Source organism: Streptomyces sp. P9-2 (genome assembly GCF_051903975.1).
In the GTDB taxonomy this organism is placed as follows: Bacteria; Actinomycetota; Actinomycetes; order Streptomycetales; family Streptomycetaceae; genus Streptomyces; species Streptomyces cellulosae.
Genome location: NZ_CP192633.1, coordinates 423,325 through 445,584, shown reverse-complemented (window position 1 = coordinate 445,584; position 22,260 = coordinate 423,325). Strand labels below are relative to the sequence as shown.

Annotated in this window: 24 protein-coding genes; 18 read left to right on the top strand and 6 right to left on the bottom strand. The window is 70.4% G+C overall.

Annotated elements, in window-relative coordinates:
• Positions 1-7 precede the first annotated feature (7 nt).
• From ACQY0Z_RS02040 to ACQY0Z_RS02015, 6 genes are all read left to right on the top strand, one after another.
• Positions 8-1,447 (top strand): sensor histidine kinase, encoded by a 1,440-nt coding sequence (locus ACQY0Z_RS02040; protein ID WP_439811756.1) that lies wholly within the window; start codon positions 8-10, stop codon positions 1,445-1,447.
• Positions 1,437-2,243 (top strand): response regulator, encoded by an 807-nt coding sequence (locus tag ACQY0Z_RS02035; RefSeq protein WP_439811755.1) that lies wholly within the window; start codon positions 1,437-1,439, stop codon positions 2,241-2,243. Before ACQY0Z_RS02040 ends, ACQY0Z_RS02035 begins: the two co-directional genes overlap by 11 nt.
• A 150-nt stretch (positions 2,244-2,393) precedes the next feature.
• Positions 2,394-2,591, top strand: a complete 198-nt coding sequence (locus ACQY0Z_RS02030; RefSeq protein WP_028959420.1) for a Flp family type IVb pilin — start codon at positions 2,394-2,396, stop codon at positions 2,589-2,591.
• On the top strand, positions 2,588-3,235 hold the full coding sequence (locus tag ACQY0Z_RS02025; RefSeq protein WP_439813337.1) for a pilus assembly protein TadG-related protein: 648 nt from the start codon (positions 2,588-2,590) through the stop codon (positions 3,233-3,235). The genes ACQY0Z_RS02030 and ACQY0Z_RS02025 overlap by 4 nt, the downstream gene beginning before the upstream one ends.
• A 32-nt stretch (positions 3,236-3,267) precedes the next feature.
• On the top strand, positions 3,268-3,846 hold the full coding sequence (locus tag ACQY0Z_RS02020) for a hypothetical protein (RefSeq protein ID WP_439813336.1): 579 nt from the start codon (positions 3,268-3,270) through the stop codon (positions 3,844-3,846).
• A gap of 7 nt (positions 3,847-3,853) precedes the next feature.
• On the top strand, positions 3,854-4,468 hold the full coding sequence (locus ACQY0Z_RS02015; RefSeq protein ID WP_381724969.1) for an OmpA family protein: 615 nt from the start codon (positions 3,854-3,856) through the stop codon (positions 4,466-4,468).
• A 6-nt stretch (positions 4,469-4,474) separates the two neighbouring features.
• Here ACQY0Z_RS02015 and ACQY0Z_RS02010 read toward each other — a convergent pair whose 3' ends face one another.
• Positions 4,475-4,861 carry a DUF192 domain-containing protein gene (locus ACQY0Z_RS02010; RefSeq protein ID WP_381724967.1) on the bottom strand — a complete coding sequence of 129 codons (387 nt, stop codon included), beginning with the start codon at positions 4,859-4,861 and terminating at the stop codon, positions 4,475-4,477.
• A gap of 74 nt (positions 4,862-4,935) precedes the next feature.
• On the opposite strand from ACQY0Z_RS02010, the gene ACQY0Z_RS02005 reads away from it, so the two are divergent.
• From ACQY0Z_RS02005 to ACQY0Z_RS01955, 11 genes are all read left to right on the top strand, one after another.
• Positions 4,936-5,574, top strand: coding sequence for a hypothetical protein (locus tag ACQY0Z_RS02005; protein ID WP_189905288.1), 639 nt, complete (start codon positions 4,936-4,938; stop codon positions 5,572-5,574).
• Between the two features lie 34 nt (positions 5,575-5,608).
• Entirely contained in the window at positions 5,609-6,253 is a 645-nt protein-coding gene (locus tag ACQY0Z_RS02000; protein ID WP_439811754.1) for a hypothetical protein, read from the top strand.
• 126 nt (positions 6,254-6,379) lie between these two features.
• Positions 6,380-7,039 (top strand): hypothetical protein, encoded by a 660-nt coding sequence (locus ACQY0Z_RS01995; protein WP_347225809.1) that lies wholly within the window; start codon positions 6,380-6,382, stop codon positions 7,037-7,039.
• Positions 7,040-7,107: 68 nt separating this feature from the next.
• Positions 7,108-8,064 (top strand): hypothetical protein, encoded by a 957-nt coding sequence (locus ACQY0Z_RS01990; RefSeq protein WP_254588341.1) that lies wholly within the window; start codon positions 7,108-7,110, stop codon positions 8,062-8,064.
• Between the two features lie 96 nt (positions 8,065-8,160).
• On the top strand, positions 8,161-9,039 hold the full coding sequence (locus tag ACQY0Z_RS01985; RefSeq protein ID WP_439811753.1) for an LLM class flavin-dependent oxidoreductase: 879 nt from the start codon (positions 8,161-8,163) through the stop codon (positions 9,037-9,039).
• A 61-nt stretch (positions 9,040-9,100) separates the two neighbouring features.
• The gene (locus tag ACQY0Z_RS01980; protein ID WP_439811752.1) at positions 9,101-9,913 is read left to right on the top strand and encodes a class I SAM-dependent methyltransferase; all 813 of its coding nucleotides are present in this window, start codon (positions 9,101-9,103) and stop codon (positions 9,911-9,913) included.
• Positions 9,914-10,698: 785 nt separating this feature from the next.
• Positions 10,699-11,073, top strand: a complete 375-nt coding sequence (locus ACQY0Z_RS01975) for a hypothetical protein (protein WP_189905299.1) — start codon at positions 10,699-10,701, stop codon at positions 11,071-11,073.
• A gap of 171 nt (positions 11,074-11,244) precedes the next feature.
• Positions 11,245-12,018: an isoprenyl transferase gene (locus tag ACQY0Z_RS01970; RefSeq protein WP_137207904.1), complete on the top strand. Its 774-nt coding sequence runs from the start codon at positions 11,245-11,247 to the stop codon at positions 12,016-12,018.
• A 408-nt stretch (positions 12,019-12,426) separates the two neighbouring features.
• Complete coding sequence (locus tag ACQY0Z_RS01965) at positions 12,427-13,752, top strand: PhoH family protein (RefSeq protein WP_189905301.1); 1,326 nt, start codon at positions 12,427-12,429, stop codon at positions 13,750-13,752.
• A gap of 420 nt (positions 13,753-14,172) precedes the next feature.
• Positions 14,173-14,871 (top strand): transglycosylase SLT domain-containing protein, encoded by a 699-nt coding sequence (locus tag ACQY0Z_RS01960; protein ID WP_254588606.1) that lies wholly within the window; start codon positions 14,173-14,175, stop codon positions 14,869-14,871.
• 146 nt (positions 14,872-15,017) lie between these two features.
• On the top strand, positions 15,018-16,403 hold the full coding sequence (locus tag ACQY0Z_RS01955) for an AI-2E family transporter (RefSeq protein ID WP_189905305.1): 1,386 nt from the start codon (positions 15,018-15,020) through the stop codon (positions 16,401-16,403).
• A 79-nt stretch (positions 16,404-16,482) separates the two neighbouring features.
• On the opposite strand, the gene ACQY0Z_RS01950 is transcribed toward ACQY0Z_RS01955, so the two are convergent.
• A complete protein-coding gene (locus ACQY0Z_RS01950; protein ID WP_439811751.1) occupies positions 16,483-17,016 on the bottom strand; it encodes an alkyl hydroperoxide reductase in 534 nt (177 codons plus the stop codon).
• A 6-nt stretch (positions 17,017-17,022) separates the two neighbouring features.
• Complete coding sequence (locus ACQY0Z_RS01945; RefSeq protein WP_019522352.1) at positions 17,023-17,577, bottom strand: peroxiredoxin; 555 nt, start codon at positions 17,575-17,577, stop codon at positions 17,023-17,025.
• Positions 17,578-17,710: 133 nt separating this feature from the next.
• On the opposite strand from ACQY0Z_RS01945, the gene ACQY0Z_RS01940 reads away from it, so the two are divergent.
• Positions 17,711-18,655 (top strand): LysR substrate-binding domain-containing protein, encoded by a 945-nt coding sequence (locus ACQY0Z_RS01940; RefSeq protein WP_347225812.1) that lies wholly within the window; start codon positions 17,711-17,713, stop codon positions 18,653-18,655.
• 10 nt (positions 18,656-18,665) lie between these two features.
• On the opposite strand, the gene ACQY0Z_RS01935 is transcribed toward ACQY0Z_RS01940, so the two are convergent.
• Genes ACQY0Z_RS01935 through ACQY0Z_RS01925 form a run of 3 tightly spaced genes read right to left on the bottom strand, consistent with a single transcriptional unit; the run spans position 18,666 to position 22,227 of the window.
• Entirely contained in the window at positions 18,666-21,014 is a 2,349-nt protein-coding gene (locus ACQY0Z_RS01935) for an ABC transporter permease (protein WP_439811750.1), read from the bottom strand.
• The gene (locus ACQY0Z_RS01930; protein WP_189905314.1) at positions 21,011-21,706 is read right to left on the bottom strand and encodes an ABC transporter ATP-binding protein; all 696 of its coding nucleotides are present in this window, start codon (positions 21,704-21,706) and stop codon (positions 21,011-21,013) included. Before ACQY0Z_RS01930 ends, ACQY0Z_RS01935 begins: the two co-directional genes overlap by 4 nt.
• Positions 21,703-22,227 (bottom strand): PadR family transcriptional regulator, encoded by a 525-nt coding sequence (locus ACQY0Z_RS01925; protein WP_189905316.1) that lies wholly within the window; start codon positions 22,225-22,227, stop codon positions 21,703-21,705. The genes ACQY0Z_RS01930 and ACQY0Z_RS01925 overlap by 4 nt, the downstream gene beginning before the upstream one ends.
• Between the last annotated feature and the right edge of the window lie 33 nt (positions 22,228-22,260).

Below are 22,260 nucleotides of genomic sequence, written 5' to 3'. Positions count from 1 at the left end.
GAGCGCGATGACGACCACGCGGACACGGAGGGGGCGGGCGTGGCGGAGGCGGCGCGGCCCGGCCGCCCGGTGGCGGGTGGGGGCGGGACCGGGCGTGCCGGCCGCGCCGATCGGGCCGGTCGCGGCGTGTGCGCGGACGCCGCAGGGGCTGACGGGTGGTGCGACGCGTGGGGCTCGGGCATCGGAGGAGCCGCCCGCTTCCCCGGTTCCGGACACCCGGCTCCAGGTGAACGCCCTCCAGGCGCTGTGCCGCCAAGCCTTCGGCTTCCGGCTCGCGATGATCGCCGTGGCCGCCCCGTCCGCCCTCCTCAATGCGGGCCCCGGCTGGGGCGTACGCCTGGTCGGCATCGCGGTCGTCGTCACCTTCATGGTGTCGTACGCGCTCTTCCGCGACTGGGAGCGCTTCGGCCCCCTCCTCCTGCGCCACCCCACGCTCCTCGCGGCGGACACCCTCTTCGGCGCCCTGCTGCTGGTCTCCGCCGGCCCCGACACCACCCTCGCCTACGTCAGCGTCTGCACACCGCTGCTCGCGGGCCTCATCTACGGCTGGCGGGGCGCGGCCGTCTTCGCCTCGCTCCAGGGCGTGATCCTGCTGCTCGTCCACGCCACGCTCGACAACCCGCACACCGAACCCGCCGAGACGCTGATCCTGCCCGGCCTGTGCGTGATCGCGGGGGCGGTCGGCTCCAGCCTGCGCAAGCTGATGCTCCACCTCGGCGAGGCGACCCGCGCCCTGGCCGCGGTACGCGCCCGCCTGGCGGTCACGGAGGCGGTCGACGCCGAACGGGCGCGCCTCGCACGGGAGATGCACGACTCGGTGGCGAAGACGCTGCACGGGGTCGCGCTCGCGGCGGACGGCCTGGCCTCCTCGGCGGGGGCCGCCCGCATGGACCCGGCCCTGGTGAAACGCCAGGCGGAACTGGTGGCACGGTCCGCGCGGCGAGCGGCCGCGGAGTCACGGGAACTGCTGACGGACCTGCGGAGGGAGGGGGAGCCGGGGCGTTCGGTGGACGTGGTGACCGAGGTGGCGTGCGCGGTACGGGAGTTCAGGGCGCGGAGTGGGGCGCCGGTGACGTACGTGAGGACGGGGGAGGGGAGCACTCCGTGGATCCCGCGGGCGGCGGCGCGCCAGCTTCTGTCCATCACGGAGGAGGCGATGGAGAACGCCCATCGTCACGCGCGGGCGAGGAGGGTGGAGGTACGGGCGGGTGTTGAGGGCGACGTCCTGACGGTCGTCGTCCGCGACGACGGCAGGGGCCTGCCCGGCGCCCCGGACCTGGACGGCCTGCGCCGCGCGGGCCATTTCGGTCTGGTGGGCATGGTGGAGCGGGCGGCGTCGGTCGGGGCGCGGCTCAGCTTCGGGCGGGGTGAACGGGGGCGGGGGACGCAGGTGCGGGTGGAGTGGCCGCTCGTGTCGGGTAGGGCGGAGGTGCGCCATGAGGGATGAACGGAACCCGTTCGGGGAGGTGCCGCCTCCCGACCCTGTGCGGGTGGTGGTGGCCGACGACAACCCGGTGGTCCGGGCGGGGCTGACGGCGCTCCTCTCCGGCCGCGAGGACCTGGAGGTCGTGGCGGAGGCGGCGGACGGCAAGGAGGCGTACGAGGCGACGCTGGCGCACACTCCGGACGTGGTGCTGCTGGACGTCCGTATGCCGGGGGTGGACGGCCTCACGGCCCTCCCGCACCTGGTGCCGCTGACGGCGGTGCTGATGCTGACGTACAGCGGGGAGTCGGACATCGTCCACGAGGCACTGCGCCGGGGCGCGAACGGGTACCTGGTCCACGGTGAGTTCACGCCGGACGAGCTGGTGACGGCGGTACGGGACGCGAGGCGGGGGAGGCCGCACTTGACGCCGACGGCGGCGGGGAGGTTGCTGGCGCAATTGAGGGGCGAGGGTGACGCAGATTCCACTTTCGGTGGTGGTGCGATGGCGAGTTGGCCGGATGCAGGACCTACTTCTACGAAAAACCTTTCGCAACTGCAACCAGATGTGGCACAGTCGGTGTCTGACAAGTCGGCGTACGGGCTGAGCGCGAGGGAGGCGGAGATCATGGAGCTCATCGCGTCCGGCATGAGCAACCAGCAGATCGCCGCCACCTGTTTCATCAGCGAGAAGACGGTCAAGAACCACATCAACCGCATCTTCGCGAAGCTGCACAGCACGAGCCGCGCCGAGGCCGCTGCGAAGTGGCGCGGCGAGGAGCGGAGTTCGGCCCAGGGCAGCGGGGGTGGCCGGTGGTGAGGCGCATGCCGTCGACGCGCTGGGCCCGCCTTTGGGCCCGGAAATGGGCCCCGGGACCCTTGAGGGGCCTGACCAACCCCTCGTACGGTGCCGAGGTCGACAGCGGCCCCGCGACCAAGGCCGCCAACGCGTCAGCCGGAGGGGAACACCATGGGCAACTGGATCAACACGACGGTCAGGTACCTCCAGTCCCGCGCGTCCCGCCGCGACGACCGGGGGCAGACGGCGGTGGAGTACCTGGGGATCATCGCGGTGGTGGTGGCGATTGTGCTGGCGATCACGGGGACGGACATCGGCAACACCATTTACACCGCCATCACCAACAAGATCGACGAGCTCGTCGGCTGATTCGCCGAGCCTCCAGCTCCGACGCAGGGCAGGCTTTCCCCATTTACATCACGGTGGTGGGAGGTCTGCTCCTTCTCGCGTTCGCGTACTTGGCGGTCGGCCAGGCTGCGGCGAACCGGAACGGTGCTCAGACCGCCGCCGACGCGGCGGCACTCGCGGCTGCTCAGGAGCGGCGCGACCAACTGTCCGGGGCATGGGTGGAGAACCTCCTCGACCCCGAAAAGTGGCAGGACATCTTCGACGGTGTGGCGGATGGGCTGACACCGACCTGCTGGAGGGCCGAGCAATTGGCCGCCAGCAACGACGCCACGGTCTTGAACTGCAACGCGGACGGGCTCCTCAGCTACACGGTCGAGGTGCAGACGAACAAGACGGTCGGTGACTCGATCGTGCCCGGCACCGAGACGAAGAAGTCCCGGGCGACGGCCACTGCCGTGATCGAGCCCCGCTGCGGCTTCGAACTCACCGCCCCAGTGCATGAAGAGGACAAGGACGCGGAGGAAGAGGACAAGGACACGGAGGAAAAGGAAGAGCTCCCCGCGCTCAACTGCAAGGGCGGGATCGACTGGGAACTGGACCCGGAGGCGCCCGCAGATCTGCTACCACAACCCGAGGATCTCTTCGACGTGCACCTGGCCGACTGACAAGCGAACGACGAGTGACTGAGGATGCAGGGATGAGCGTTCGGTTCACGACGAGGGCCCGTAACGGGGCCGTCGCGCTGGTTGTTGCGGCCGGACTGGCCCTCGGTGCGGCCAGCTGCGGAGGTGGCGGTGACGACGACAAGCCTCAGTCGCGGGCGTCGGCGTCCGAAGGCCGGGGCTCGGGCCCCAGCGCGCAGGAGGGGGAGGAGCAAGCGGTCCTGGCGGAGCTGAAAGGCCGGGACGGTCTCGTCCTCACCATCGAGTCCGCGACCCGGGATGCCGGGGGATTCGTGACCGTCAGCGGCGAGATCAAGAACGACGGGAGCGAAGACGCCCGCGTGCCGATCGAGACGCGCGGCGACGAGACGGAGATCATGCGCCACGGTGGCTCCTTCGGGGGCGCTACTCTCGTCGACTCCGGCAGCAAGAAGCGTTATTACGTGTTGCGGGACACCGACGGCAGGCCCCTGACGACGACCAACATCCCGAGGATCAAGCCCGGGGAAACCGTGCCGGTGTTCATGCAGTTCCCGGCCCCGCCGGCGGAGACCACGGGGGTCACCTTCCAGCTGCCGACTTTCGCCAGCGGCACCATCCAGATCTCTGGGTGAGGCGGGGATGACACACACGCGCCTCCTCCTCATCGGCACGGTCGCCACCCTGTTGGCCGCCGGCCCAACCGCGGCCCGCGCGGACGACGGACCGAGCGTCCCGCCGGGCACGGAAGCCAGCGCCTCCGCGCCCGTGGAACTGGACCCCAACGACCCCGACCTGAAACTCCCCGACGGGGCCACCCTCGCGGAGCCCAAGGTGCTGGACATCAAGTCCGTCGTCGAGGACCAGAGCGGGGACGAGCGCCGCGAGGACACGAACACGAACGTGACGTTCGCCCTGCAGGCGGAGGTCCTGTTCGGCAAGGACAGCGCCAAGATCTCCGCACAGGCGAGGGCCCGCATCTCCGTCATCGCGAATGAGATCAAGACGCAGAACGCGACCCGCATCCGCGTCTTCGGCTTCACGGACAACCTCGGCTCGTCCGCGCACGGCGACGTGCTGTCCCGCAAACGGGCCAACGCGGTGCACGGCATCCTCGAGCAAGAACTGAGCGACGCGAACATTACGTACGAGGTGCGCGGTTACGGTGAGGACTACCCGATCGCCGACAACTCGACGGAGGAGGGGCGGAAGAAGAACAGGCGGGTGGAGATCTCGTTCCCGCGCGGGGAGAACTGACCGGCCTCAGCGGAGCTCACGCACCTCCACAACCGCCCCCACGCGGAGCCCCCACCCCTCCATGGCCCCGGCCTCGGCCTCGATGACATGCCGTGCGCGGACGCGAGGCCGTCCGAGCCGTCCGGGCGGCATGGTGCGCACGGCGAGGACGCGGAGTCGGCGGTCCAGGTAGGCGACGTCGATGGGCATGCGCATACGGAAGGTGTGGATGCTGTTGGCGGGCGAGAGCAGCAGGGCGCCTTCGAGGCTCTCCCGCCCGAGCAGTCCGCGCGTCCTTGCCCGATAGGACGCCGCCATCTCGAGCGGCACCCGCGCGCTGACACCTCCGTCAGGCCTCCGCACGACCAACTCCCCACGCCCGTCCCGCCACCGCACGCCCGCGCCTCCCCTCACCCCGGCGAAGGTACCCTGCGCCCCTCGATAACGTGACCCCACCAAAGCGACGCCTCGCCCCACCTGGAGCCTCATTGAACCGCCGCCCCGCCCTCCTCACAACAATCGCCGTGACCACGGCCCTGACCTTGACCGCGTGCGGCAGCGAGGAGCCCGACACAGCGGCGAAGGACAGCGACAAGGCCAAGGGAACCAAGGCATCAGCGTCATCGTCGCCCTCGACATCGGCCGGTCGCCCGAAGATCGAGCTGCCGGCTGACCTCAAGCTGACCTTCGAGGGCGGCGAGACGGGGGACCCCGTCAAGGATGCGATTCTCACGGACAACGCGGAACGCATGCGGGCCGTCGACGCCGCGATCACCGGGACCGACCTCGAGGGCAAGGCGCTCGCCTTCTACAACACGGGCAAGGCACTGAAAGCCGCCCAGGACTGGGTCGCCCAGTTCGAGGAGGCCGGGGCCACCATCACCGGTGAGGCCCGCTATTACGAGCGCGAGGTGACGCTGAAGGGCGAGGACTCGGCGACCCTGACCTTCTGCGCGGACGAAAGCAAGGGTTTCAGCAAGGACAAGAAGACCAACGAGATCCACAAGACGCCGGTCACCAAGAACAGCTACGTGGTGTACAACACGAGGCTCGACAAGAACGCCGACGGCGTCTGGCAGACGTCTCAGATCATCTCGAACAGGGGAGCGGCTCAGTGCCAGCCGTAGTTCACGTGACCCGCGACAACAACCGGGAGCTTCCTTGAACCGCCGCCCCGTCCTGCTCACAGCACTGACACTGACCGCGACCCTCGCCCTTGCCGCATGCGGCAGCGAGGACACCGACGTCCCGATCAAGGGCAGCGACAAGGCGACAGGACCCACGGTGCCGACGCCGACCACGTCTGCCCCGGCATCGGACCCGCGCCCGGCCATCGAGCTGCCTGGCGACCTCTCCTACACCTTCGACTGGCCGAAGACCGGCGACAGGGAGAAGGACGCGGTCCTGGCCGACAGCGAGCAGTCCATCAAGGCGGTCGATCAGGCGATCGTGAACCAGAACGCCCTCGACAAGGCGTACCTCCACTACTACGAGGGCGAAGCCGCCGCCGAGACCCAGACGTTCGTGCAGAACTACGTGGATCACAAGGCCGGCATCACCGGCTCCTACCGCTTCTACGCACCTGAAGTGAGCGTCGAGAAGGACGGGACGGCGTCGCTCAGTTATTGCGAGGACCAGGGCAGGGCCTATGTGAAGTACCTCGAGACGGGTGAGATCAAGAAGACCGAGGTGACGGCCAAGAGCTACGTGATCTACCACACCTCGCTGAAAAGGGACGAGGACAGGGGTGTGTGGGTGATCCAGAAGATCGTTTCGCAGTCCGGGAGCGAGAAGTGCAGGCCCTGACGCGGCTGCGCGTCCCAATTCGGTATTAGCTGTGTTGCAGTTGACCCATTCGCTCTGGTGTCGCACTGCGCCCGCTGGATAGCGTTGGCCCGCTGATGTGACGCCTCGCCCCACCGGGAGCCGACTGTGAACCGCCGTCCCACCCTGCTCGCAGCGCTTGCGCTGACCGCCACCGCGGCCCTGACGCTGTCCGCGTGCGGAAGCGACGACGACTCTCCCGCGAAGGACAAGGACACGATCGCGGGAGCGGACACGGGAGGCAAGAAGTCGGCCTCGCCCACCACCTCCGCCCCGGCGTCGGACGACCGCCCGAAGATCGAGCTGCCCGGCGACCTCTCCTACACCTTCGACTGGCCGAAGACCGGAGACAAGGAGAAGGACGCGGTCCTGGCCGACAGCGAGCAGTCCATCAAGGCGGTGGACATGGCCATCGTCAACCAGGACCCCTTGGACAAGGCATACCTCTACTACTACGAGGGCGAAGCGGCCGCCAACACGGAAGACTTCATCCAGGCATACGTCGACGCGAAGGCACGGGTGACGGGGGCGTACAGCTACTACGACGCCGACGTACAGGTGAGTGGTCAGGATGCTGCGTCCCTCGTGTACTGCGAGGACCAGAGCAAGGCCTTCGACATGTACCTCAAGGACAAGAAGGTCAACAAAACACCTGTCACCAAGAACAGTTACGTGCTGTACAGCACGAAACTGCGCAAGAACGAAAAGGGCGTCTGGGTCGTCACCAAGCTGCTGTCTCAGAGGGGGAGTGACAAGTGCCAGCGTTGAGTCCGACGACGCGAGTTCTGACGACAACGGCCGTGATCGGAACAGTGCTGCTGAGCGGTACGCCCGCCATGGCCGACAACGTGATCGGTGGTGGCTCGCAGAACCCACCGCCCAAGGTGTCGGGAGACGCCGGTCCCGACGGAACGCTGTCCGCCGGTGTCGTCGTGTTCGACCGGTCGAAGAACGGGTCGGGTCCGAAGGCCGGCCCCGTCACCTCCGCCACCACCTGGACCCCGCCCGCCTGCTACTACGCTCCGAAGTACACCCCGGAGCAGCTGCAGAAGCATCTGGAGCCGATCTGGGAGGCGGAGAGCACGGGGTACGAGTGGGATGCCGCGCAGCGCAAGCGGTATGTCGAGGGTGAGCCCTACAAGGACTTCAACAAGGAGAAGGCCGGCGAGGGCTACTGGTGGGACTCCTACGTCACGCCGGGCCGGATCGGGGATCCGGGGGCGCTCGACTGCGATGACCCCGTCTTCTGGGTGGACACCAACGACGACCCGCCCGCCGACATCCAGCAGGCCATCACTCCGGAGATGCTGGCGCAGCTCGCCTATGCCGAGATTCGCGTCCCCACGACCGAGGTGGACCTCGCTCCGGACGGGGAGACCAAGGTGAACCTGCCGACCTGGATGTGGCTGGACGGAGCGGACTTCAAGCCGGTCTCGGTCACGGCGTCCGTGCCGCTGCTCGGCATCCAGGCGACCACCACGGCCGTACCGGTGTCCGTGCGGATCGAGCCGGGCACCTCCGACGCGGAGACGTATCCGGCCTCCGGCGTCTGCGAGATCGACAACGGCCGTATCGGTGAGCCGTACGCCAAGGGCAAGGCGAACCGTACGCCGCCGTGCGGTGTGAAGTACCTGCGCTCTTCGGGCGACGACGCCTACAAGCTCCAGGCCACGGTGACGTGGAAGATCCACTGGACCGGCACCGGAGTCGCCGGTCAGCGGCCGCTCCCGGACGGCACGTTCGGCGGAGAGCAGGACGTCACCGTCCAGGAGATCCAGGCCGTCAACCGCTGACCGCCCGCACACCACGACCCCCGCCCCCGCCCCCGCCCCCGCCCCCGCCCCGGCGCCGGTTTGCCGGGGCGGGCCCCCGTGGGTAGGTACATCCGCATGACGACGACCCTCGGTGCCGTGTTCCGCCCCCAGCTCGCCCCCGAGCGCCTCCGCCCCGTCGTGCGTGCCGCCGACACCGCCGGGCTCGACGAGCTGTGGCTGTGGGAGGACTGCTTCCGGGAGGGCGGCATCTCCACCGGCGCCGCCGCCCTCGCGTGGAGCGAGCGGCTCCGCGTCGGCGTCGGGCTGCTGCCCGTCCCCCTGCGGAACGTCGCCGTCACCGCCATGGAGGCCGCCTCCCTGCACCGGATGTTCCCCGGCCGCCCCGTCCTCGGCGTCGGGCACGGCGTGCAGGACTGGATGGGGCAGGTAGGCGCCCGCGTCGAGTCGCCCCTCACCCTGCTCCGCGAGCATCTCCTCGCCCTCCGCGCCCTGCTGGCCGGCGAGACGGTCACCACCAAGGGCCGTTACGTCTCCCTCGACGACGTCACGCTCGACTGGCCCCCGCCCGGCCCCGTCGACGTCCTGGCCGGCGGCATGGGACCCCGTACCGTACGGCTCACCGGCGAGGCCGCCGACGGCACCATCCTCACCGCCGACACCTCCGCCGACGGCGTCCGGCAGGCCTGCCGACTGATCCGGGAGGGCCGTGTCGCGGCGGGACGTGACCCGGACGGCCACCGCGTCGTCGTCTATCTGCTCACCGCGACCGGCGACGGGGCGCGCGAGCGGCTGGAGGCCGAGCTGATCGCCGAAGGGCACGCCGCCGACGCCGACCTCGGGGTCTCCGGGGACGCCCACGCCGTCGCCGACGCCGTACGGCGGCTGGCCGAGGCCGGCGCCGGCACGGTCGTCCTCCAGCCCACCGGCGACGAACCCGACCCCGAGGGCTTCGTGCGCTTCGCCGCCGAGGACGTACGGCCACTTCTCACATAGACCGGAAGCCCCCGGGAAAAGCACGCGACGAGCCGCCCCCGCCTCCGGCATCCTCACCCGCATGACCCAGTCCCTGCCCCAGTCCCAGCCTCAACCCCGCACCGAGACCCGTACGTTCGACGACCTCCTCGCCGAAGGCGCCTCCGTGCCCACCGAGGGGTGGGACTTCTCCTGGTTCGAGGGGCGCGCCACCGAGGCCCGGCCGTCCTGGGGGTACGCCACCAGCGTCGCCGGCCGGCTGGGCACGGTGGGCGGGCCCGTGCTCGACGTCCAGACCGGCGGGGGAGAGGTCCTCGCGTTCGCCCTCGGCCGGGCGTCCCGGCGGCCCCCGCTGGTCGCCGCCACCGAGGGCTGGCCGCCCAACGTCCGCAAGGCGGCGCACACCCTCCGGCCGTACGGCGCCACCGTCGTCGCGGCGGCCGAGGACGCCCCGCTGCCCTTCGCCGACGCGTCCTTCTCCCTCGTCACCAGCCGGCACCCCGTCCGGCCGCACTGGTACGAGATCGCCCGGGTGCTCCGGCCCGGCGGTACGTACCTCGCCCAGCACGTCGGGCCCGCCAGCGCCTTCGAACTCGTCGAGTACTTCCTCGGCCCGCTCCCCGAGGAGAGCCGCACCGCGCGCGACCCCGAGCGGGAGCGGAGGGACGCCGAGGCGGCCGGTCTCGAGGTCGTGGATCTGCGGGCCGAGCGGCTGCGCATGGAGTTCCACGACATCGCCGCAGTCGTGCACTTCCTGCGCAAGGTGATCTGGATGGTCCCCGGCTTCACCGTCGAGGAGTACCGGCCGCGGCTGCGGGAGCTGCACGAGCGGATCGGGGCCGAGGGGTCCTTCGTCGCCCACAGCTCACGGCACCTCGTCGAAGCCCGCAGGTGAGAGGCTCGCGCCCGCGATCCACGCGCGTAGTGTCCGCATCGTTACGGTTGAGGGCTGGTCTCCGCGGCGGCGCATCGCTTAGGTTCGGACCAATGATTCGCGCGAGCAAAGCTGCGCGGAAGGGTCACCGCGCAGTGGAGGGGGCTGCGCGGTGCCCACACCTTCCCGCCCCCGCGATCACCCCCCGCTCCTCTTCTCCCCGTCTCCGGGTCAAGCCGCGGCCCCTTGGGGGTCACCCGTCGGAGGGACGGCCGGAAGAGTGGCCGGAAAGGTGCAGGGTTGGTGTCACACCGTGCACAGAGTCCCCTCAGCACTCATTTTCCGCGCGATTTCGCCGGGTTCCAGCCACAAAGACCCCCTGAATCGGCCCCTCCGAGGGCATCCGGGCGTCGCCGGGCGATTCCGGAGCGTAGTTGTCTCGCGCCGATGCACGCAGCATCACTTACGAAGGGTTATGGTGGAAACCCCCCCTCGGGCCGGTCCGTCTCCCCCCCACGGACCGGCCCGTTTCTCTTGCCCGTCGTCCCACGCGGTGCGCCCGTCGTCCCACGCGGTGCGTCCGCCGTCCCACGCGGCCCGCTGGCTAGAGTCGCGCCATGTCGAACGAGCATCCGACACCGCCCCCTCAGCAGTCTCCCGGCACCCCAGGTCCGTACGGCCGGCCCAGCACCCCTTCCCCATACGGACAGCCCTACGGTCAGTCCTACGGACAGCCCGGCCCTCCACATCCCTACGCCCAGCCCCCGTACGCCCAGCCCCCGTACGCCCCACCCCTCCCCGCCGGCATGCCCGGCCCCGTCCGCGCCGCGCAGATCGTGATCTTCGCGACGTTCGGGATCGGCGTCCTGCTGACCGTCCTCGTCGCGGCCGACTTCGGAGCCCGTGAGTCCGGCCGCTTCTTCAGCAGCTACCTGATGCCCACCGTGCTCCTCGTGCCGGCGCTCCGCTTCCGCACCGCGGGCAACGGCGTGCGCGTGGCCTCGATCGTGCTGGCGAGCCTGCAGATCGTCTTCGCGCTCAGCGGCGCCGCCCGCGGCATCCCGTTCGGCGTCCTGCCGGCCGGCACCGGCATCGCCGTCCTGGTGCTGCTGTGCCAGACGTCGGCCAAGCAGTGGTTCCGGCGGCAGCACACAAACGGCGTGCGGCAGCAGTACAGCTGACAAAAGCGCGCCAGACCGGACGTTGGGGACCCCCGCCCCGGCAGGGGTACGCTTCGCCTCTGGGGACCGCCATACGGGCAGGGACCGCCCGCGGCCGAGACCGGGCCGCTTGCCGCGCGACGCGGCTGGGTGCCGCGCCTGTCCGATCCGTACGGAGGGGCTGACGATCACGTGAACCTGCGCGACAAGCTGCGGAGCCTGCTGGTCAGGCTGTACGCGCGCCGGGTGGAAGGCCACCTGGACACCGCTCAGGTGCCGAAGCACATCGGCGTCATCATGGACGGCAACCGCCGCTGGGCGAAGGCCGCGGGTTCCAGCACGGTGCACGGCCACCGGGCCGGCGCCGAGAAGATCGAGGAGTTCCTCGGCTGGTGCTCCGAGACGGACGTCGAGGTGGTCACCCTGTGGCTGCTGTCGACGGACAATTTCGACCGGCCCAAGGAGGAACTGGTCCCGCTCCTCGGCATCATCGAGGACGTGGTCCGCACCCTCGCCGCCGACGGACGCTGGCGGGTCCACCATGTGGGCACCCTCGACCTGCTGCCCTCCGGGATGCAGACGGTCCTGAAGGAAGCGGAAGCGGCCACGGCGCACGTCGACGGGATAGTCGTCAACGTCGCCATCGGATACGGCGGACGCCAGGAGATCGCCGACGCCGTGCGCTCCATGCTCCACGAGGCCCACGACAAGGGCGTCCCGATGGACGAGCTCGCCGAGTCCGTGGACGTCGACATGATCGGACGTCACCTCTACACCAAGGCGCAGCCCGACCCGGACCTCGTCATCCGCACCAGCGGCGAGCAGCGGCTGTCCGGATTCATGCTCTGGCAGACGGCCCACTCGGAGTACTACTTCTGCGAGGTCTTCTGGCCGGCCTTCCGCAAGGTGGACTTCCTGCGCGCCCTGCGTGACTACGCGGCCCGCCACCGCCGCTTCGGCGGCTGAACGCGCCCCACCCCTTGTTCACGGCCACCGCGCCACCTCGTGACCGTGTGACCGCGCCACCGCGTGACCGCGTGGCGCCCCCGTGTCACCTCGCGCCACCCCGCGCCCCCCATGTGTCACCAGGGGTCACGCGCCGTTCACCGGCGCGCCGTCGCGGGTCGTGGCATGGCAGCGCTTGTTCGAGGGCATAACTCAGTCAGGTCGACGCCCGAACCACGGGTGTCGGATCTCAGCGGACGGCACGGGAGCCGTCCGCCCGGGAGGCCCTTTGCACCAGCCCGACCGTGCGGTCACGGCACGGAAGAAGCGGCGGAGGGCCGGTTCTCGGCCCGTCGTGCATCAGGGCCGTCGACCGGTCCAGCTCCGCCTCGTCGCTCCCCGACCTCATCCGAGGGGGTTCGTCCTTCCGTGGTGACCAGCGCAAAGCGCCACAAGCCAGACCGGCGCACCTACGTTCTCGACACCAGCGTCCTGCTGGCCGACCCCCATGCCCCCAGCCGCTTCGACGAGCACGAGGTCGTGCTCCCCGTCGTCGTGGTGACGGAGCTGGAAGCCAAGCGGAACCATCCCGAGCTCGGCTACTTCGCCCGCCAGGCCCTGCGCCTGCTGGACGACTACCGGGTGCGGTACGGCCGTCTCGACGCCCCCATCCCGACCGGGGACCTCGGCGGAACCCTGAGGGTCGAGCTCAACCACTCGGACCCCGGCGTGCTGCCCAGCGGCTACCGCCTGGGGGACAACGACTCCCGCATCCTCGCGGTCGCCCGCAATCTGCAGGCGGAGGGGTTCGACGTCACCGTCGTCTCCAAGGACCTGCCGCTCAGGATCAAGGCGTCCTCCGTGGGCCTTCTCGCCGAGGAGTACCGCGCGGAGCTCGCCATCACGGACTCCTCCGGCTGGACCGGAATGTCCGAACTGACCCTGCCCGGCGAGCAGGTGGACATCCTTTTCGAGGAAGGCCACGTCCACGTGCCCGAGGCGGCCGAGCTGCCCGTGCACACCGGCCTGACCATCCAGTCCGAGCGCGGCAAGGCGCTCGGCCGGGTCACCCCGGAGGGCAACGTCCGCCTGGTCCGCGGCGACCGGGAGGCGTTCGGCATCAAGGGCCGCAGCGCCGAGCAGCGGATCGCGCTCGACCTGCTGCTCGACCCGGACGTCGGGATCGTGTCCATGGGCGGCCGGGCCGGCACCGGCAAGTCCGCGCTCGCGCTGTGCGCGGGTCTGGAGGCCGTGCTGGAGCGGCGGCAGCACCAGAAGGTGATGGTCTTCCGTCCGCTGTACGCGGTGGGCGGGCAGGAGCTGGGCTATCTGCCCGGCACCGAGGCCGAGAAGATGAGCCCCTGGGCGCAGGCCGTGTTCGACACGCTGTCGGCGGTCACCAGCCGGGAGGTCATCGAGGAGGTCACCGCGCGCGGCATGCTGGAGGTCCTGCCGCTCACCCACATCCGGGGCCGCTCGCTCCACGACGCGTTCGTGATCGTGGACGAGGCCCAGTCGCTGGAGCGGAACGTCCTGTTGACCGTTCTGTCCCGGATCGGGGCCAATTCCCGGGTCGTCCTGACGCACGACGTGGCGCAGCGGGACAATCTGAGGGTCGGCCGATACGACGGGGTGGTCGCCGTCGTCGAGAAACTGAAGGGGCATCCGCTGTTCGCCCACGTGACCCTCAACAGGTCCGAGAGGTCCCAGATCGCGGCCCTTGTGACCGAAATGCTCGAAGACGGTCACATCTGACCCTCGCATCCCAACGCGGGTGTATTGCGCGCGAGTTGGCGCCGTCCGGGAAAGGCGTAGAGCCTAGCCGGGCGGCGTCGGCGCGTGTGCGGCTTTCCGGTAATCCCCAGGGCCAAACGACATGTGAGCTTTCACACGCAACAGAGAATTGCCTTGCGCCGCCCGGTTACGGCAGAGTCTCACTCCTGTCAGGCCCCGCATACGACACAGCTGTACCCCCAGCGGTGCAGAACCACAGAAGAACACCCTTTCAACTCCATAGCCTCGTCGTATGCCGCCCGAGCACCACGCGGCGCTCCTGTCGAAGGAGTTGCCCACCGGGCCCGCGCCTCCCGTGACCCGCAGTTGGGGAGGCCAGTGTCAGGGGCACGATTGCGTCCGCGAGGGTCACCGAAGCGGGCGATGCTGGAAGGAAACCGTGTGAGCCGGATCTCGGTCCGGGGATTCGCAGTGGCCTCGGCCACGGCGGTCACCGCTGTCGGAAGCGTCGTCGGCGTTGCCTCGGGCAGCACCGCAGCGCAGAACAACGACGCCGAAGCGACGGCAGCCGGCACCACGCTGCTCGCGGACATCCCCGCAGGACAGCAGGCGCAGGTGCAGACCGCGTCGCTGACGCAGCAGGCCCAGACGATGGCCATCGCCGCGGACGCGACCGCCAAGAAGGACGCGGAGGAGGCAGCCCGCAAGGCCGCCGCCGAGACCGCGATCGCGAAGAAGAAGGAAGCCGAGAAGGCCGCCCAGGAGGCCAAGGAGCGCGAGGAGGCCGAGAAGGCCGCCAGCCGCTCCGCCGCGCGTGACGCGTCCTCCTTCGCCGTCCAGGCCTCCTACTCGGTCGCCGAGGTCCAGGCCATCGCGCGCCAGATGGTGCCCGCCGACCAGTTCCAGTGCTTCAGCAACATCGTGGACCACGAGTCCAGCTGGAACTACCAGGCCATGAACCCCTCCTCCGGCGCCTACGGCCTCGTGCAGGCCCTGCCGGGCTCCAAGATGGCCTCCGCCGGCGCCGACTGGCAGACCAACCCGGCCACCCAGATCAAGTGGGGCCTCAACTACATGGACAGCCGCTACGGCAGCCCGTGCGGCGCCTGGGAGTTCTGGCAGGCGAACAACTGGTACTAGGTCCTCCGGACCCTTCCGCCGCCCCGCGGCACGCTCGACTCCGCGACAGCCCCGCACCGTCCTACGGTGCGGGGCTGTCGCCCTGTACGGTCTGACCGACGGCGCCAGGGGGACTGGTGGGGAGAGACGGGGGAAGAGGACGGATCATGTCGCGACTGCCAGGGTGGCTCGACCGGGTCGGAGCCGGACTGACGAAGGTCGGCAAACGGCTGGAGGAGCGCCGCGCCGAAGTCACGCGCGACCGGGGGCCGGACGACGATCCCGAGCGCCACACCGCCGACCCCGACCGGACGCCCCCGCCCACCGAGTACACCCAGGTCGTCCTTCCCACGCGCCCCGACCCGGCGCAGGCCGTGCCCTGGGGCGTCAGGGTCGCCGCCGAGGCCGGCTGGCGCCTGCTGGTGCTCGCCGGCACCGTCTGGGTGCTGATGCGCATCATCAGCGCCGTCCAACTCGTGGTGCTGGCGTTCGTCGCCTCGCTGCTCATCACCGCGCTGCTCCAGCCCACCGTCGCCCGGCTGCGGCGGATCGGCGTGCCGCGCGGACCGGCGACCGTGCTGACCGCGCTGTTCGGCTTCGTCGTGATGGGACTCATCGGCTGGTTCGTGACCTGGCAGGTCATGGAGAACGTCGACACCCTCGCCGACCAGATCCAGGACGGCATCGACGAACTGCGCAACTGGCTGCTCAACAGCCCGTTCCACGTCACCGACAAGCAGATCAACGAGATCGCCAAGAACCTGCGCGAGGCCGTCGGCGCCAACACCGAGCAGATCACCTCGGCCGGTCTTGAGGGCGTCACGGTCGTCGTCGAGGCGCTCACCGGCATCCTGCTGGCGGTCTTCTCGACGCTGTTCCTGCTCTACGACGGCAAGCGGATCTGGCAGTGGTCCCTCAAGCTGGTCCCGGCCGCGGCCCGTCCGGGCGTCGCCGGCGCCGGCCCGGTCGCCTGGCGCACCCTCACCGCGTACGTGCGGGGCACCGTGGTGGTGGCGCTCATCGACGCCATCTTCATCGGCCTCGGCATCTACTTCCTCGACGTGCCGCTCGCGGTGCCGCTCGCCGTCTTCATCTTCCTGTTCTCGTTCATCCCGCTCGTCGGCGCGGTGGTGTCCGGAGCGCTGGCCGTGGTCGTCGGGCTCGTCACCCAGGGCGTGTTCACCGGTGTGATGGTGCTCGTGGTGGTGCTGGCGGTCCAGCAGATCGAGGGCCACATCCTCCAGCCGTTCATTCTCGGCCGCGCGGTGCGGGTGCATCCGCTCGCGGTGGTGCTGGCGGTGGCCTCCGGCGGTCTCGTGGCGGGCATCGGCGGCGCGGTCGTCGCCGTGCCGCTGGTCGCCGTGTCCAACACCGTCGTCGGCTATCTGCGGGCGTTCTCCCACGAGGCGGCCCTCGTCCAGTCGCCCCGGCCGCGGGGCGCGACGGCCATGTCGGCGCCGGACGCCCCGGCCCCCGCGCAGACCGAACCCCACCCCCCGGCCACGGAGTCCGAACGGCCCGGGGAGTCCGGCCGGCCCTCCGACGAGCGCTAGCGCCAGGCGCCCGGAACGCCGAAGGGCCCGCCCACCCCGAAGGGTGGACGGGCCCCTACATCGCGGGGCGGGCGCGGAGTTACTCCGCGAGCGCCGCCTCGGCGCCGAGGGTCGCGGCGACGGCCTGCACCACCGCGGCGATCTTGAACGCCTCCTGGATCACGTCACGGTCCAGGCCGGCCTTGCGCAGCACCTGCTCGTGCGAGTCGAGGCACATGCCGCAGCCGTTGATCGCGGAGACCGCGAACGACCAGTACTCGAAGTCGACCTTGTCGACACCCGGGTTGCCGATGACGTTCATCCGCAGCCCGGCGCGCAGGTTGCCGTACTCGTGGTCCGACAACAGGTGACGCGTGCGGTAGAAGACGTTGTTCATCGCCATCACCGCGGCGGCGGCCTTGGCGGCCGTGTACGCCTCGGGCGACAGGTTCGCCTTGGCCTCGGGCTCCAGCTCACGCAGCACGATCGGGGAGCGCGAGGCGATCGCGGTCGCCAGCACCGTGCCCCAGAGCTGCTGGGAGGGCAGGTCGGAGTTGCCGATGACCGAACCCAGGTTGAGCTTCAGGTCCTTGGCGTAGTCCGGTATGCGGGACTTCAGGGAGTCGAGCGACACGTCAGCTCACTCCCCCGACAGCAGCGCGACCGGGTCCAGGGTCTCGTCGCCCTTGGACCAGTTGCACGGGCAGAGCTCGTCGGTCTGCAGGGCGTCCAGGACCCGCAGGACCTCCTTCGGGTTACGGCCGACGGAGCCGGCGGTCACCATGGAGAACTGGATCTCGTTGTTCTGGTCCACGATGAACACGGCGCGCTTGGCATAGCCGTCCTCGCCCTCGATGCCGAGGTCGCGCATCAGCTCGTGCTTCGGGTCCGCCATCATCGGGAACGGCAGGTCGCGCAGGTCGTCGTGGTCCTTGCGCCAGGCGTGGTGGACGAACTCCGAGTCACCGGAGAAACCGAGGATCTGGGCGTCGCGGTCGGCGAACTCGTCGTTCAGCTTGCCGAACGCGGCGATCTCGGTCGGGCACACGAAGGTGAAGTCCTTGGGCCATGCGAAGACGACCTTCCACTTGCCCTCGTAGGTCTTGTGGTCGATCGTCTCGAACTCCTTGCCCTTCTCCAGCGAGACGCAGGCGGTCAGTTCGAACTCGGGGAACTTGTCACCGACAGTGAGCACACGCTCTCCTTGCAGCGAAGAAACACCCCAATTGCGGGCGTTTCCCATGGGTTGGACTCGGTTGATGTTGGCACAGAGTGCATTGATCAGTGAAATAGCTACACTCGGTCGGGTTGATCGGAGGGACCTATCAGTGACTGTCGGTGACCGGCGCAGACAGCCGAGCCTGGCCCAGCTGCGGGCGTTCGCGGCGGTGGCCGAGCACCTTCACTTCCGCGACGCCGCAGGGGCCCTGGGGATGAGCCAGCCCGCCCTGTCCGGGGCGCTGTCCGCACTGGAGGAGACACTCGGCGTGACGCTCGTGGAGCGTACGACACGCAGAGTGCTGCTCACCCCGGCCGGGGAGCAGCTCGCCGCCCGCGCGAAGTCCGTGCTCACGGACATCGGCGCGCTCATGGAGGAGGCGGACGCGCTGCGGGCCCCGTTCACCGGGGTGCTGCGGCTCGGCGTCATCCCGACCGTGGCGCCGTATCTGCTGCCGACGGTGCTGCGGCTGGTGCACGACCGCTATCCGCGCCTCGACCTCCAGGTGCACGAGGAGCACACCGCGAGCCTGCTCGACGGGCTGTCCGCCGGACGGCTCGACCTGCTGCTGCTCGCGGTGCCGCTCGGCGTCGCCGGGGTCACCGAACTGCCGCTGTTCGAAGAGGACTTCGTGCTGGTCACCCCGCCGGGGCACCGGCTCGGCGGGCGCTGCGGCATACCGCGCACGGTGCTGCGCGAGCTGAATTTGCTGCTGCTCGACGAGGGGCACTGCCTGCGCGACCAGGCGCTCGACATCTGCCGTGAGGCCGGCAGCGCGGGGGTGGCGGCCACCACCACGGCCGCCGGACTCTCCACGCTGGTCCAGCTCGTCGCGGGCGGCCTCGGCGTCACACTGCTGCCACGCACCGCCGTCGAGGTGGAGACCAGCCGCGCCGACCGTCTCCTCACCGCGCACTTCGCCGACCCCGCGCCCAAACGCCGCATCGCCCTCGCCATGCGCACGGGCACGGCGAGGGCGACGGAGTACGGGCAGCTGGCGACGGCGCTCCGCGGGGCGATGCGCGACCTGCCGGTCCACACGGTGGAGGACTGACGGCCCAGGGCTACTCGGTGCGGAGACCGTCCGGGCGCATCATCCTCAGCAGGGGCGGCAGGCTGAGCAGGGTGACCAGGGCGACCACACCCGCGCCGACCGCCGTCATCCCGGCCACGCTGCCCCAGTCCACCTGGACCGGCGTCGCGGTCATCCGCAGCAGCACCGCCCCGAGGACCGTGCCGACCAGCGCGGAGAGCGCGAGCCCCAGACCGATCGGGATCGCCGTCTGCCACAGCACCGACAGGCTCAGCGTGCGGCGGCGGGTGCCGAAGGCGACCAGGGCCGACAGCAGCTTGCGGCGCTCCCGCAGCTGTTCGAGCTGGGAGACCAGCAGGCTCGTCCCGATGAGGAAGAGCACGGCGGCGGCGCCGACGAACAGGCCCGTGCGGATGGAGTCGAACCGGGTGACGCGCTCGGTGGAGACCCAGGTCGCGGCGTGGGCCAGCGGGTCGACGGAGGCGGCCGTGTTCCGCACCAGGTCCTGCGCGTCGGCCACCGACTCGTCGACGCCGAGCCACAGCCTTCCGGACAGCCGTTCCTCGACACCGGGCGTCACGGCGCCCGGCGTCAGCAGGAAGCCGCTGCTCATCATCCCGGACGGGTCCTCGAGGGCCGTCGCGCTCTTCACGCCCTCGGGCACGGTCCAGACGACGTCCTGCCGAGGGGCGGCGGGATCGCCGTTCGGCTGCATGTGCAGGGTGCGGCCGGGCTTGTTGAGGACGGGCGTGTCCGTGTCGTAGTCGGCACCGGTGAGCGCGAAGACGTCACCGTCCCGGCAGTCGGTCAGCTTCGCGAGCGTGCGCAGGGTCTCGCAGTCGCCGGCGGTCAGATGCGCCCCCCGCACCGCTTCCTCGAGGTCGTCGGTGAGCTTCTCGTAGGCGTATCCGTGGGACAGCGCCTGGACGTCGCGCACGCTCGCGGTCTTCTCGAACGCCGCCGCGGCCGGAGCCACCGGGACGCCGCCGGGCAGCTCGACCTGCATCTGCGCGCGGGACACGTCCTGTCCCGTGTCGCGGGTGTACTGGCCTTCGATGCCCGTGAACAGCATCTGCAGGGCGATCGCACCGGCCACCGCCACGGCGATGCCGTTGACCATGCGGGCCGCGGTGCCGCTGCTCAGCTGGAGCCGGCGCACGGCGAGCTGCCAGGCCAGACCGCCCGCGCCCAGCCGGCCCACGACCGTCTCCACGATCCACGGCAGCAGGGCGGTGACCCCGACGAGGAGACACATCACACCGCCGACGACCAGGACCTGGTTGAAGTCGCCGTTGTCGCTGCCCTGGCCGATCATCGGCACGAGCATGGCGACGCCCGCCAGCGGCAGCAGCAGCCGCCACCACAGCCGGCGGCGGGCCGGCCGTGCGGTGCGGACCACACCCAGCGGCTCGATGACCACGCCGCGCAGCGCGATCAGGGTGACCAGCACCGCGGCGGCCGGCACCGCGACCGCGACCAGCAGCGCCAGCAGCGGCGACGGGTTGAGGTCGGCGGCGAAGACGCTGACGCGGAACAGCTCGACGGACGACGCGAATTCACGTCCGGCCAGGAAGAACAGGGTGCCGAAGACCAGCCCGAGCACCGCGCCGGCGAGAGCCTCGCCCGCGGCGATCCTCCGGGTCATCCGGCTGTCCGAGCCGACCAGCCGCAGCGCGGCGAGCCTGCGGTCGCGCCGCTCGCCGCCGAACCGTACGGCGGTGGCGATGAACACGCCGACCGGCACCAGCAGCACCACGAAGATGACCAGTGTCAGCATGACGAGGACGGGGTCCAGCGGCTCGGCGGGGCTGTCCTGGGCCTCGCCGAAGGCCTCGATCCGCATGACCGTCGGGCTGTCCAGCTGCTTGGCGAGGCCCGTGATGCCCGCGTAGAAGGCGAGTTCCTGGGAGCCGATCAGGCCGGATTCGCCGATGGTGCCCACGACGTCGTACGGCAGCCGGTCCCGCAGCAGCTCTCCCTCGTCGGACGCGAGGAGCTTCTTCAGGGCGGGGGAGACTGCCATCGTCCCCGGCTCGGGGAGTTCGCTCACCCCGGGCGGCACCGGAGCGTCGGGACCCTCGGCCTCCACCAGGCGGCCGCGGACGTCGGTGTCCCTGAAGTCGCTGTTGGCGTGCGCGATGAGCAGGGTGTCGTCCGACGGGCGCAGGGTGTCCTCGACGTACACGTTGTCCTGGCGGGCGTCCTCCCGCCGGTCACGTGCGTCGAGCAGGTTCGGCACGGCGGCGGTGAGCAGCAGCAGCGCCACGCCGAGTCCCACGCCGACGGCGGTGAGCAGCGCCCGGGTCCAGCCCTCACGGCCGCCGGTGACGGCGAACCGGGCGCCCAGCGCGAGGTCCCGCGCCCACTGACCGGCACTCATACGACCCGCTCCATGTCGCGCGCCTTGCCGTCGCGGACGACGATCTCGCGGTCGGAGTACGCGGCGACCCGCGCCTCGTGCGTGACGAGGACGACGGCGGTGTTGGCGGAGCGGGCGGCCTCGGTGAGCAGCTCCATCACGCGCTCGCCGTTCAGCGAGTCCAGCGCGCCGGTCGGCTCGTCGGCGAACACCACGCGCGGTCCCGTGACCAGCGCGCGGGCGACCGCGACCCGCTGGCCCTGACCGCCGGACACCTCACCGGGACGCTTCTTGCGGACGTCGTCGACCTCCAGGCGCTCCATCCAGGTGAGGGCGGTGCGCTCGGCCTCCTTGCGGGGCGTGCCGTTCAGCCGCAGCGGCAGCGCGACGTTCTCCACGCAGGTCAACTCCGGCACCAGCTGGCCGAACTGGAACACGAACCCGAACTCGGAGCGGCGCAGGGCGCTGCGCTCTGAGTCGTTCATCGCGGTCAGCTCGCGGCCGGCGTACGTGATGGACCCGGCGTCGGGGGTGACGATCCCGGCGAGGCAGTGCAGCAGCGTGGACTTGCCGGAGCCGGAGGGCCCCATCACGGCGACGACCTCGCCCGGGTGGATGGAGAACGCGGCGTTGTCGAGCGCCTTCGTCGGGCCGTACGTCTTCTGCAGGTCCCGTGCGGCGAGCAGGGAACCGGCGGGTGCGGACGTGGTCATGGGGCCACCGCCTCACGGAGTTTGTCGAGGCGCGCGGCGGTCAGCTCCAGCCAGCGCAGGTCGGCCTCGAGGTGGAAGAGGGCGTGGTCGCAGATCAACTGGTCCGCCAGATCGCCCTTGCGCTTGCGGTCGGTGAGGATGCGCATGCTGCGCAGATGCTCCGACCGCTGCGTGTCGAGGATGTCGGCGGCGTCGCGCTCGGTGAGGAGTGCGAGGACGACCTTGGTGTAGAGCGTCGACTGGAGGTACGGCTCGGGCTTCTCCGGCGTGGCGAGCCAGCGGGCGACGTCGGTGACGCCGGCCTCGGTGATGGCGTACCGCTTGCGCTCGGGCCCGCCGCCGGCCTCGATGCCGTCGACCTCGACGAGGCCGTTCTTCAGCAGCCGCGACATCGTCGAGTAGACCTGGCCGTAGTGCAGCGGCCGGTCGTGACCGAACTTCTCGTCGAAGGCCCGCTTCAGGTCGTAACCATGACGCGGCCCGGACTCCAGGAGCCCCAGAAGGGTGTGACCGATGGACATGCGGAGCACTCTACACACCGTGTATACGCGGTG

What these genes read in the sequence shown, in the direction of transcription:
- ACQY0Z_RS02015 (WP_381724969.1), top strand. Translation starts at nt 3,854, where the DNA reads ATGACACACACGCGCCTCCTCCTCATCGGCACGGTCGCCACCCTGTTG.
- ACQY0Z_RS01975 (WP_189905299.1), top strand. Translation starts at nt 10,699, where the DNA reads ATGCCCGGCCCCGTCCGCGCCGCGCAGATCGTGATCTTCGCGACGTTC.
- ACQY0Z_RS02035 (WP_439811755.1), top strand. Translation starts at nt 1,437, where the DNA reads ATGAGGGATGAACGGAACCCGTTCGGGGAGGTGCCGCCTCCCGACCCT.
- ACQY0Z_RS01925 (WP_189905316.1), bottom strand. Translation starts at nt 22,227, where the DNA reads ATGTCCATCGGTCACACCCTTCTGGGGCTCCTGGAGTCCGGGCCGCGT.
- ACQY0Z_RS01990 (WP_254588341.1), top strand. Translation starts at nt 7,108, where the DNA reads ATGGCCGACAACGTGATCGGTGGTGGCTCGCAGAACCCACCGCCCAAG.
- ACQY0Z_RS02030 (WP_028959420.1), top strand. Translation starts at nt 2,394, where the DNA reads ATGGGCAACTGGATCAACACGACGGTCAGGTACCTCCAGTCCCGCGCG.
- ACQY0Z_RS01930 (WP_189905314.1), bottom strand. Translation starts at nt 21,706, where the DNA reads ATGACCACGTCCGCACCCGCCGGTTCCCTGCTCGCCGCACGGGACCTG.
- ACQY0Z_RS02040 (WP_439811756.1), top strand. Translation starts at nt 8, where the DNA reads ATGACGACCACGCGGACACGGAGGGGGCGGGCGTGGCGGAGGCGGCGC.
- ACQY0Z_RS01980 (WP_439811752.1), top strand. Translation starts at nt 9,101, where the DNA reads ATGACCCAGTCCCTGCCCCAGTCCCAGCCTCAACCCCGCACCGAGACC.
- ACQY0Z_RS01985 (WP_439811753.1), top strand. Translation starts at nt 8,161, where the DNA reads ATGACGACGACCCTCGGTGCCGTGTTCCGCCCCCAGCTCGCCCCCGAG.
- ACQY0Z_RS01935 (WP_439811750.1), bottom strand. Translation starts at nt 21,014, where the DNA reads ATGAGTGCCGGTCAGTGGGCGCGGGACCTCGCGCTGGGCGCCCGGTTC.
- ACQY0Z_RS02020 (WP_439813336.1), top strand. Translation starts at nt 3,268, where the DNA reads ATGAGCGTTCGGTTCACGACGAGGGCCCGTAACGGGGCCGTCGCGCTG.
- ACQY0Z_RS01955 (WP_189905305.1), top strand. Translation starts at nt 15,018, where the DNA reads ATGTCGCGACTGCCAGGGTGGCTCGACCGGGTCGGAGCCGGACTGACG.